At 70.1% G+C, this 10,600-nt stretch carries 11 protein-coding genes, 1 tRNA gene and 1 pseudogene; 3 read left to right on the forward strand and 10 right to left on the reverse strand.

The annotated features are described in order from the left end of the window. The first annotated feature begins 15 nt into the window (after positions 1–15). Positions 16–1,041 carry a DUF5925 domain-containing protein gene (locus tag ACT4N7_RS27395; RefSeq protein ID WP_444831752.1) on the forward strand — a complete coding sequence of 342 codons (1,026 nt, stop codon included), beginning with the start codon at positions 16–18 and terminating at the stop codon, positions 1,039–1,041. Between the two features lie 22 nt (positions 1,042–1,063). Here the strand turns inward: ACT4N7_RS27395 and ACT4N7_RS27400 are convergent, their stop codons facing one another. The 10 genes from ACT4N7_RS27400 to ACT4N7_RS27445 form a co-directional block, all read right to left on the reverse strand. After that, complete coding sequence (locus ACT4N7_RS27400) at positions 1,064–2,509, reverse strand: phytoene desaturase family protein (RefSeq protein WP_444831753.1); 1,446 nt, start codon at positions 2,507–2,509, stop codon at positions 1,064–1,066. Between the two features lie 10 nt (positions 2,510–2,519). After that, positions 2,520–4,253, reverse strand: a complete 1,734-nt coding sequence (locus ACT4N7_RS27405; RefSeq protein WP_444831754.1) for an ABC transporter ATP-binding protein — start codon at positions 4,251–4,253, stop codon at positions 2,520–2,522. Further along, the gene (locus tag ACT4N7_RS27410) at positions 4,246–4,992 is read right to left on the reverse strand and encodes a class I SAM-dependent DNA methyltransferase (protein WP_444831755.1); all 747 of its coding nucleotides are present in this window, start codon (positions 4,990–4,992) and stop codon (positions 4,246–4,248) included. The genes ACT4N7_RS27405 and ACT4N7_RS27410 overlap by 8 nt, the downstream gene beginning before the upstream one ends. Then, positions 4,989–5,546, reverse strand: coding sequence for a hypothetical protein (locus ACT4N7_RS27415; RefSeq protein WP_444831756.1), 558 nt, complete (start codon positions 5,544–5,546; stop codon positions 4,989–4,991). The genes ACT4N7_RS27410 and ACT4N7_RS27415 overlap by 4 nt, the downstream gene beginning before the upstream one ends. Continuing rightward, positions 5,527–7,380 carry an alpha/beta fold hydrolase gene (locus tag ACT4N7_RS27420; protein ID WP_444831757.1) on the reverse strand — a complete coding sequence of 618 codons (1,854 nt, stop codon included), beginning with the start codon at positions 7,378–7,380 and terminating at the stop codon, positions 5,527–5,529. Before ACT4N7_RS27420 ends, ACT4N7_RS27415 begins: the two co-directional genes overlap by 20 nt. Positions 7,381–7,465: 85 nt before the next feature. Then, the gene (locus tag ACT4N7_RS27425) at positions 7,466–7,681 is read right to left on the reverse strand and encodes a hypothetical protein (protein ID WP_444831758.1); all 216 of its coding nucleotides are present in this window, start codon (positions 7,679–7,681) and stop codon (positions 7,466–7,468) included. A gap of 66 nt (positions 7,682–7,747) precedes the next feature. Further along, complete coding sequence (locus ACT4N7_RS27430) at positions 7,748–7,954, reverse strand: hypothetical protein (RefSeq protein WP_444831759.1); 207 nt, start codon at positions 7,952–7,954, stop codon at positions 7,748–7,750. Between the two features lie 40 nt (positions 7,955–7,994). After that, the gene (locus ACT4N7_RS27435) at positions 7,995–8,228 is read right to left on the reverse strand and encodes a hypothetical protein (protein ID WP_444831760.1); all 234 of its coding nucleotides are present in this window, start codon (positions 8,226–8,228) and stop codon (positions 7,995–7,997) included. A 119-nt stretch (positions 8,229–8,347) separates the two neighbouring features. Then, positions 8,348–8,569: a hypothetical protein gene (locus ACT4N7_RS27440; protein ID WP_444831761.1), complete on the reverse strand. Its 222-nt coding sequence runs from the start codon at positions 8,567–8,569 to the stop codon at positions 8,348–8,350. A gap of 219 nt (positions 8,570–8,788) precedes the next feature. Next, positions 8,789–9,775, reverse strand: coding sequence for a hypothetical protein (locus ACT4N7_RS27445; RefSeq protein ID WP_444831762.1), 987 nt, complete (start codon positions 9,773–9,775; stop codon positions 8,789–8,791). A 209-nt stretch (positions 9,776–9,984) separates the two neighbouring features. Here ACT4N7_RS27445 and ACT4N7_RS27450 point away from each other — a divergent pair. After that, positions 9,985–10,071: transfer RNA gene (locus tag ACT4N7_RS27450), tRNA-Ser, on the forward strand. Positions 10,072–10,379: 308 nt separating this feature from the next. Continuing rightward, positions 10,380–10,600 (forward strand): annotated as a pseudogene (locus tag ACT4N7_RS27455) (apolipoprotein N-acyltransferase); the annotation flags it as partial.

Below are 10,600 nucleotides of genomic sequence, written 5' to 3' on the forward strand. Positions count from 1 at the left end.
GGTGGTCGAAAACCCGTGGACCAGCGGGTTTCGCTCCGGGAGCATGGCGGGTATGACGACGTGGGCGCGCAGCCGTGGTCGCACACCGCGAACCTGGAGCGGGTGCGTACGGAGGCGACGCTGCGTCCGGCCGCGGGCACGCTGGTCCGCTCGGCCACCGAGGACAACGGCAGGCTGGCCCAACTCATCGTGGGCGACGGTTGGACGATGCGCGTGGTCCGCTACCAGAATCGCGCCGCGACCGTCAGCGTCACCGCCGTCAGCGCCGAACTGGCCGCCGCGCTGATCACCGAGGCCACCGACGGCGCCACTGAGCCGCCGCCGCCCGAGGACCACGTCGAAATGGGTTTCTGGTGGCACGGCCCGCACGGCGGACGCCGAGTCGACAAGCCCATCACCGCGACGGAGTGGGCGCAGACCCGGGCGAACTACGCCTCCGCGCTGCACCCTCGACTCTCCGAACTCATGCGCCTCACCCCGGACGACGTGCACGGCAGGCTGCTCCTGCTGCACGGCCCGCCGGGAACGGGCAAGACTTCGCTGCTGCGCACCCTCGCCCACGAGTGGCGCCAGTGGTGCCAGGCCGACTGTGTGCTCGACCCGGAGCGCCTGTTCAACTCTCCCGCCTACCTCATGGAGGTGGCAGTAGGCGCGGACTCGGACGGCGACGACAAGTGGCGCCTGCTCATCCTGGAAGACTGCGACGAGCTGATCACCCCCACCGCGAAGCAAACCGCTGGTCAGGGCCTGTCCCGCCTGCTGAACCTGACCGACGGCCTACTCGGCCAGGGCCGCGACGTGCTTGTCGCCATCACCACCAACGAGGATCTGGCCAAGTTGCACCCGGCGGTCACCCGACCGGGCCGGTGCCTGAGCCAACTCGCGGTCGGTGCCCTGCCGCACGCGGAAGCGGTCCGCTGGCTGGGCACCCGCCAAGGGGTGTCCTCTTCTGGCGCAACACTGGCCGAACTATTCGCCCTACGCAACGGAACAACGACGGCGCCCCCCGAGTCCACAGACGACACTGCGGGCTATCTGTAATCCCCACCCCGCCCGCAACACTTCAGGCGATCCGCACCAGCGACAACGGATCAACCCGTATCCCGAACCGCCCACGCAAAACGCGCCGAGCGGCATGCACGCCGCACATCCCATGCACCCCAGGCCCTGGCGGCGTAGACGACGAGCACAAATACACCCCATCCAACGGCGTCCGATACGGATCCCACCGTGGCACCGGCCGCAACACAGTCTGCCGCAGCGTAAGAGCCCCCGCGGCAATATCGCCGCCCACATAGTTGGCGTTATGCCGCTCAGCATCCGCAGCCGTGACAACGCGCCGAGCCAGAATCAGGTCACGAAACCCAGGAGCGAACCGCTCGATCTGCGCGGTAACCGCGTCGCCGAGATCCACATCAGAGCCGTGCGGAACGTGTGCGTAAGACCACAAGGTATGCCGACCCACCGGCGCCCGACCGGAATCCACCACACCCGGCTGCCCGACCAGCACATACGGCCGGTCCGAATGCCGACCAGCAGCCACGTCCCGCTCCGCGGCGACCGCCTCGGCACGGCTGCCGACCACATGCAGAATGCCCGCGCGCGCCAGGTCAGCAGCGGCCCACGGCACCGGACCGGACAACGCGAAGTCGACCTTGCACGCGCCGCCCCCATAGCGGAACGCACGGAGTTGGCGGGCGTAGCGGGCAGGGAAATCCGCCATCCGCGCCAACGCCTTCGGCGCCACATCGAGCAACACCGCGCGCGCCCGCGGCAGCTCAGCGAGCCGTTCGATCCGGCTCCCCGTCACGATCCGCCCGCCGCACGCGACCAGCTCAGCGGCCACCGCGTCCACAATGGACTGACTGCCGCCGCGCGGGATCGCCCAGCCGACAGCGTGTCCGAGCGTGGCGAGCACCAGCCCGGCGCCCGCGGGCGCGAATGCCCGGGGCGGGGCGATGGCGTGCGCGCTCACCCCGGTCAGCAGCGCGGGCGCGACCTCTTCGGCGAACCGCAGCCCCCACAGCGGCGAGCCCTGTTCCAGCATCCGCAGCCCGAACCGCGCGCCGGTCAGCACGGCGCGCGGCACGTGCCGCAGGTCCGACATGGCCAGCTCGACCAGGCCGGACCAATCCCGCACCAGCGGACCCAGCAGCGAGCGCCAGGCCCGCCCGTCTCGGCCGAGTCCGTCGGCGGTGCGGTCGAGGTCGCGCCACGCCACCCCTGCCCGGCCGCCGTCGAGCGGGTGGCCGTAGGACACCTCAGGAACCATCAGCTCCACGCCGTGCGCGGCGAGGTCGAACGCCCGGAAGAACGGCGAGGCCAGGCCCATCGGGTGCGCGGCCGAGCAGACGTCGTGCCGGAAGCCCGGCAGGGTCAGCTCGGCCGTGCGCGCGCCGCCGCCGATGGTGTCGGCGGCCTCGTGCACCTCGACGGACAGGCCCGCCTTGGCAAGTACGAGCGCCGCGGCGAGGCCGTTCGGCCCCGCGCCGACGATCACCGCGTCCACGGCCGCCTCCTCAGACCAGCATCTGCTCCGCGGCGAGTCTGGCGTAGAGCGGATCGTCGCGCAGCAGCGCCTCGTGCGGTCCGACCGCGGTGGCGACCCCGTCGGCCAGCACCACGATCTGCGCCGCGCTGAGCACCGTCGAGAGCCGGTGGGCCACCACGATCACCGTCGTCCGGCTGGCGATGTCCCGAACGACCTCGCGCAGCGCCGCCTCGTTCACCGCGTCGAGTTGCGAGGTCGCCTCGTCCAGCATGAGCAGCCGGGGCTTGCGCAGCAACGCCCGCGCGATGGCCACACGCTGGCGTTCGCCGCCGGACAGCGACACGCCGCGGTGCTGGATCGGCGCGTCGAGGTCGTCGCCGAGGCGGTGTAGCAGCGAGGTCAGCCGGGTGGTCCGCAGCACCTCGTGCAGCTCGTCGTCGGTGGCGGACGGCGCCGCGAAGGTGAGGTTGTCCCGCAGCGTCCCGGCGAGCACCGCCGCGTCCTGCTCGACGTAGCCGATGTCCGCCCGCAGCGCGGCGAGGTCCCAGGACCGCAGGTCGCGCCCGTCGAGCAGGATGCGGCCCGCGCCGGGCTCGTAGAACCGCTCGACCAGGCTCAGCACGGTGGACTTGCCCGACCCGGACGGTCCGACGAGCGCGGTCAGCGAGGACCGCGGCACGTCGAGGGTCAGCTCGCGCAGCGCGGGCTCCTCGCGGCCGGGGTAGGTGAACGACACGCCCTCGAACGACAGCGTGGCCGGGATCCGGTCGCCCGACGGCGCCGCGACCGGATCGACGTCCTCCACCGGCAGCGCGGTGATCTCCCCGATCCGGGTGACCGCCGCGCGACCGGCCTGGACGTACGCGCCCGCGGACACCATCTGCGCCAGCGGGGATGTCAGGTAGGCCACGTACAGCAGGAACGCCACCAGCTCCGAGATCGTCATCGACCCGGACGCGACCCGTGCGCCGCCGACGCCGAGCACCACCAGGAACGCGACCTGGATCGCCAGCCCCGCGGTGGTCCCGGCGACCGAGCCCCACTTCGCCAGCACGATGCCCTGGTCGTAGGCGGCGCGGGCGGCGCGGTCGACCCGCTGTTCCTCGGCCTGTTCGGCGCCGGATGCCTTGACGGTGGTGAACGCGCCGAGCACGCGCTCCAGCGCGCCGCCCATCTCGCCCACGGCCTCCTGCGCGCGCAGCGCTGCCGCGCGGATCCGCGGCATGATCAGCCCGACGACGCCGCCGAGGACGACCACCACGCTCAGGGTGATGAGCAGCAGCACCAGGTCCACGATGCCCATGAACACCAGCGCGCCGACCAGCATCACCGACCCGGTCAGCAACTGGATCACCACCTGGGTGGCGACCTCGCGCAGCACCGAGGTGTCCGAGGTGACCCTGGCGAGCAGGTCACCCGGCGACAGGGTGCGCATGCTGGGCACCGGCAACCGAATCAGGTGCCGGATCAGCGCCCGGCGACCGCCCAGGGTGACGTTCTCGGCGGCGCGCATCATCAGGAAGTTGCCGCCCGCCAACAGCAGCGCGGCCACGATCACGAGCACGGTCAACACCGTCAGCGCCCATCCCAGGCCGGTGTTGGTGGCCAGCGCGTCGATGACCAGCTTCGCGGCGAGCGGCTGCACCAGGCCGAGCACGCTGGAGAGCACCAGCAGCACCGCGCCCACGATCACCGAAGTCCGATGTGGACGGAGGAAACCGACGAACATCCTTACCGTTGACCGGGTTCCCGCCTCAGCCATGGGACGCCTCCGCGCGGTAGACCGACACTGTCATGGATTCCGCCCCGGTGAACGGGTTCGCCGACCAGTCGGCGTAGCGGGCGACCGGGGTCAGGCCCGCGGCGACGGCGTAGCCGTCGGTCTCCTCGGCCGTGGTCAGCCTGCTGAGTTCGCTGGCGATGCGGGCGCGTCCGTCGTCGAAGAAGATGTGCGCGAGGTGCCACAGGCCGCTCGCCTGGTCGATGGTGGAGTACGAGAGCAGGCCGGTGTCGCGGGTGGGGTAGGGCACGAAGAACGAGTCGCGCGGCCTGCCCTGGTTGAGCGCTTCGGCGATGGCGGGGTTGTGCGTCTCGATGACCACCACGCCGCCAGGCGCGACAGACCGGGCGGCGACGTCGAACAACTGTTGCTGCTGCTTGGGTTCCAGCAGCATCGACAGGGTTCCGCAGACGCAGTAGACCAGTCCGTAGCGCCGATCGTCGGCGTAGTCCCGGATGTCGCCGAGCACCGGGGTCACCGGCCGGTCGCCCAGCGCCTCGCGCAGCACGTCGAGCATCTCCGGCGACGAGTCGACGCCGACGATCTCGCCGGTCCGCTCGGACAGCGGCAGCGCGATCCGGCCCGTGCCGACACCTAGTTCGAGGGTGGGCGAGCCGTCGCCGGGGTGCAGTCCGGCGAGGAAGTCGACCGCGCCCGGGTCGGTGGGGAAGAGCCGGTCGTAGAAGTCGGCGAACTGGCTGCCGTAGCCGATATCGGTCATGGCGCGCTCTCCTGCATCGAGACGAACTGGGAGACAAGCAAGTAATCCGGGTCGTGGTCGGTGTCGTAGCCGGTACCCCGCGCGATGACGAACTGGAAACCCTTGGGGCGCACCGGATACTCCGTGCGGACAGCGAGTTCGACCGCATCGCGCAGCACCAGGTAGGCAGGGGTCGCGGTCACGTCGGTGCCGGTCTGTCCCAAGTGGACGATGAGTTCGTTGCACACGTCGAACATCGCCTTGTCCTGCCTACGGTCCGGGAACCACAGCGCCTGCACCGAGCGGCGGCGCGGAATCCGGGTCGTCTCCGACCACGGCGTCTGCTCGTCGGCCGCGGTGAGCACCCGGTGCAGCACATGGAAGTCGTGCTGCGCGGGCTCAGGCGCGAAGAACCGCCAGTTGGCGATCGCCAGGCCGGTGAAGTCGTAGCGGCGGAAGCGATCGAACACCTGAAGCGGGTGCTGGCTCGCCACGGTGGCCCCGAACCAGGTGGCCAGCGCGGCGATCACCAGCGGGCCGAGTACGCCGCGGCCTTCAGGAGGCGTCCCGGACATCGGCGGTCACCTCCGTCCTATTGAGACTGTCGACGAACCGCACGACCAGGTCGGCCACCGCCGCGGCCGCGGGCTCGTCGCTGATCACCTGGTCGTGGTCGTAGCCCGCCAGCGTGTGCCGCTCGGCTCGCGGCGCGGCGGCGGCGAGTTCGTCGTGCAGTTCGGCCTGCACCGGGTCGGCCGCCGCGGTCTGTCCGGCGGTGATGACCAGCATCGGCGCGGAGATCGTCGGCAGATCGCCGTCGAAGGTCTCGAACCGGTGCTTGGTCGCCCGCCACTCCCGGGCGGCCGCGACCCACATGCCGGGGTCCCGGTACTGCGCGAGCGAGAGTTCCCGCACGTGTTCGGGCAGTTTGTCGACCCAGTCCGGGCGTTGCAGGAGCACGCCGAGCCCGGCCCGCAGTGAGAGCGGCATCAGCGTCAACGCGCCGCTGAGCCCGTCGGCACCCTTCGCCTGGCGCGGCGACCGGTGCAGTTCGGCGGGGTGGCTGGAGTCGATCAAGGCGATACCGCTCACCTGAGTACCCAGCCGAGCGGCGGCAAGGACCGCGAGATAGCCGCCCAGCGAGTGTCCGATGAGGACAATGGGTCGGTCTCCCGCGACGTGCCGAGCGAGACCGACCAGATCGTCCACCATGGTCTCGAACCGGAAGTCGCCATCGCACCGGCTCGGCCCATACCCGGCGCGCTGGTAAGTGACGGTGGTGAACCGCGGCGACAGCATGCCCGCGATCCACTCCCAGTGTTCCGCCGTCGCGCACAAACCGTTCTCCAGCAACATGATTGGCCCGTCCTCGGGACCGGATCGGCGATAGGACAACGTGTTCCCCGACGCCGCGACGTGCGTCCGCTCGTCGCCGCGACCGGCGGCGACAACGCGCGCCCGCTGTACGCGGGCCGCCTGCGCGCCCGCCAGGAACGCGGCGACCACGGCGGCGCAGGCCGCGGGGAGAGCGTCGTCCCGCCGGGTCACCGAGCCGTCGAGCGCGGTCGCCTCCCGCGGACCGGTCGCGTACAGCACGGCGGGGTAGGTCGAGACGAACGACCAGAAGAACCGGCCCAGGCCCATGACCCGGGCGTTGACCAGGTGGAACGCGCCCGCCGAGCCGAGCACGAGCGGTGCCGCCCGGCCGCGGGCCGCGAACACCAGTGGGAACCCGCATTCCATCGCGAGGACGCCGTGCGCGAGGACTCGGGTCGCCCGCGGGTACCGGGTCAGCAGGCCCCAGACCTGCGGGTCGCCGTAGGTCAGGGTGCGGGTGATGCCGGGCAGCGCGCGGCCGCTGCGCCAGGTCGCGCTCGGCAGCTTGGCCCACCCGGACACGGTGTAGGACAACACCGATTGCAGGGCGATGAACCACAGGCAGGCGTCCACCAGCGCCGGGCGGCGCTGGCCCGCCCGCGCGATCGTGGCGAGGGTCTGTACCAGGAACGAGACCTGGTCGGCGCCGTCGGTTCCGTACAGGTGGCGCGCGTAGAGGGCGACCTGGCTCCCGGAAAGCACGGCGTTCGCGGCGACCCGGGCACCCTTCGGCACCGGGGCCCACATCGCGACCGCGGCGAGCACCCGCGCCACGTGCAGCGCGCGCGTCACATCGCGTCGGGCGACCACGTCCAGCGCCTTGGTCAGCTTGGGCGCGCGGGAGACGAAGATGGCGCGGGTAACCTCCCAGTTGTTGGGTCCGCCCCACGCGCGATCCCGTTCCCTGGCAAGGTATTCCAGGCTCGACACCAGGTGGGTCAGCGAGCCCAGTCGTTCGGTGGCGGTCAGCACCGTGTCGCGCGGAATCGCCGCGCGCAAGCCGGGCCGCAGGTATTTCAGTAATCGTCCCACCACGATCACCCTTCCCGTGGGTTCGTCAGGTCTTCCGGTTCCGGGACGGGCCGGTGCGCCCGGAACGGACACACCGGCCCCCGGACTAGTGCGGGCGGACGTTGGACCCGGCCGCCTGACCCATGTTGTAACCGACCATGAAGGCGCCTGCGACACCCGATACGACCGCGACACCGGCCGCGAAACCGACGACGGCCGCAGGCGTCGCGAGCACCGGCACAGCCGAATCGGCCATCGTCAGATCGTCAGTCCGCAACGGAATCATCGCGAGAACCTCAGACGCGTTGACCTTGTCAAGCAAAGTGGACATACACACCCCTTTTCCTATTCTGAATAAACTCGACCGTCGAGAATCGACGGCAACCGACTAGTGCGGACGCACATTCGAACCTGAATAGCCGACCGCGAAGCCTGCGCCGAACGCGGCCGCCGAGATCGCGACACCCGCCGCGACCGCCGCGGGCGTGGCCGTCACGGGCGTCATGCCCGACAACGACCTGGTACCAGCGGTCCCCTCAAGCGGACCGAAGACCAGCGACGAGACCTCGTTGGTGTGGCTGAGAAGCCTGCTCATTTCTCACCTCCTCCATGCGGATATCGCGAGCCCGGGGTACCTACTGCGGCGATAACTTCGGTCGCGTTGAGCCGGCCGCTTGACCCATGTTGTAACCGACCATGAAAGCGCCCGCGACACCCGATACGACCGCGACACCCGCCGCGAAACCGACGACAGTCGCCGGAGTCGCGAGCACCGGAGCGGCCGAACCGGCGGGCGTCACACCCTCGGTCCGCAGCGGAATCGCCGCGAGAACCTCAGACGCATTGACCTTGTCAAGCAAAGTGGACATACGACACCCCTTCGACGTTGCTGATAACTGCGGCGCACGAGGAATCAGCCGATGCGGAAAATTCGCTCGGCAGACGACGTCGGACCGCGATTGGTTCGACTAGGCCACCGGCCTAGCGCTTACTGCGGCGACAGCTTCGGCCGTACGGATCCGCAGTAGCCGTAGCCAAGCGCGAAGCCTGCGCCGAACGCGGCCGCCGAGATCGCGACACCCGCCGCGACTGCGGCGGGCGTAGCCATGACAGGGGTCATGCCGGACAGCGACTTGGCGTCCGCGGTCTCCTCAAGCGGACCGAAAACCAGCGGGGAGACCTCATTGGCATGGCGAACAAGCATGCTCATCTCTCACCTCCACTCCAGTGCGGATGTCGCGGGCCGCACGACAGGACCGCGGCCCGCGGCAGGTGGTGGTGCGCCCCACCACCTGCTGGGAGCCCGTGCCCCCAACGGGCGAAGTCTGTCGACAACCGCAGGCCGCACGACACGACATCGGTGGTCAGCAACCGGACGTCCACAATGGCCGAAAGCGGACAAGTTCGGCATTGACCCGGCCCGTCTGGCTCAGATCCAGCCGCGCCGGGTGGCCTCGGCGCCCGCCTCGAACCGACTGTTCGCGCCCAGCCGATCCATCAGCCGCGCCACCCGCCTGCGCATGTGCCGGACGGAGACGCCGAGCATCCTGGCCACCACCTCATCGGTGTTGCCGGAAGCGAGTTGGACGAGCACCTGACGATCCTCGTCGGACAGCTCGGGCTCGTTCCCGGTCTGCTTGGCCCACGGCAGTTCGTCGGCGTCCTCCCAGACCCGGCGGAACAACTGCTGGAACCCGGCGACCAGAGACGGCTGCCGGACTACCAGCACCCCGTGCCCGGCGCACGTCGGGTCGATCGGCACGACCGCGACCTGCCCGTCCATGATGATCACGCGTTCCAGCGCGGCCGCCGTGACCCGATACCGCGCGCCCGCGTCGCCCAACTCACGCAGGTACCCGCTGTTCACCTCATCGTCCAACACGGACACGTTGTAGACGGCGCGCATCTCGACCCCACGGCGCAGCCCACGCAAGTCGAGCGGCCTGCTCGCCACCAACGCCTCGGGCGGCTGCGGCCCACCCGGGTACATCGCCCACACACTGGTTCTGGTGAAGAACGACAGCTCCGCCAACACCTCCCGCACCGCGTCGGGGTCTTCCAAGCGCTGGATGTCCGGGTCGACCGGCGCCGACACCCGCTCGTACCGAGTGGACAGTTCGGCCAGCTCTAATCGGGTCGCGCCGACCTTGCGGAGCTGCCGCAACAACTCGTCCTCGATCTGCTCGACAAGCCGACCCAGCGCCGACACCGGATTCAGCACCGCGATCTCCGCGGGCCGCGTCCGATCCACACGCGCCACCCCCAGGGTGATCAACGAATCCAGTGCCTTGCGCGCGCCCTCGGTGTTCGCCCCCAACCGCTCGGAGAGGCGGCCAAGATCACTGCCGGGGTCATCCAGCATCACCCGGTACGCCCGCTCCGCGAGTTCGTCGAAGCCAAGATCGCGCAGTGTCATGAGTCACCTCTCGTGTCCGGCTGATGACAGTGCCGCGGCAGCTATCGGCCCAGCCCCCTGGACCCATCCGATGCGCACGCCAAGGATGCGGGACCCGATACCAGCGCGGTCCCAGTAACAGATCGCCCCCGACCGCGAGCGCGACAGCCACAACAGCGCCGCCCACTCCGGTTTCGGCCGCCACCACCACGTCCGGTAGCCTCTCCGGCGGAGGATTCGCATAGTGGCCTAGTGCGCACGATTGGAAATCGTGTTGGGTGTAAAAGCCCTCACGGGTTCGAATCCCGTATCCTCCGCTCCTGAACAGGCGAAACGCCGGGCTCCCTGCTGGGGAAAGCCCGGCGTTCGTCGTGTGGTCTCAGTTGTGGTCTCAGTCGGTCCCAACTGAGGCGCCTGGGTCGGCCCACATGTGCTGGCCGACCGCACTCGCGACGGCGTTGACCACTTCGAGGCCAGAAGCATGATGACGACGGCGACCCAACACGGCCAGGGCGGCCAGGGCACGGACGGCGCGTTGCCCGTAGCCGGATAGCGCCCAGTAGCCGGTGAGGACGATCCGTTCCGGGCGGGACGTCGTGCTTCTCAGGCGGGGTAGTGTCCTTGCGTGTCTGGTACCGCGCGGTTGCGTTGGTGGGCGGGGCAGGTGCTCGCGCTGTTGTGCGGGTGCGCGTTGGCGCTTGCGTTCCCGGCCGCCGACGCGTGGTGGTTGGCCTGGTTCGGGCTCGTCCCGCTGTTGTTGCTGTGCGGGCAGGCGGGCTCGTACGCCGAGGCCGCGTTGCGGAGCTCGCTCGCCGCGGTGGGCTTCTTCTTCATCCTGTTTCACTG

This window comes from Actinokineospora sp. (assembly GCF_052390155.1).
GTDB lineage: Bacteria > Actinomycetota > Actinomycetes > Mycobacteriales > Pseudonocardiaceae > Actinokineospora.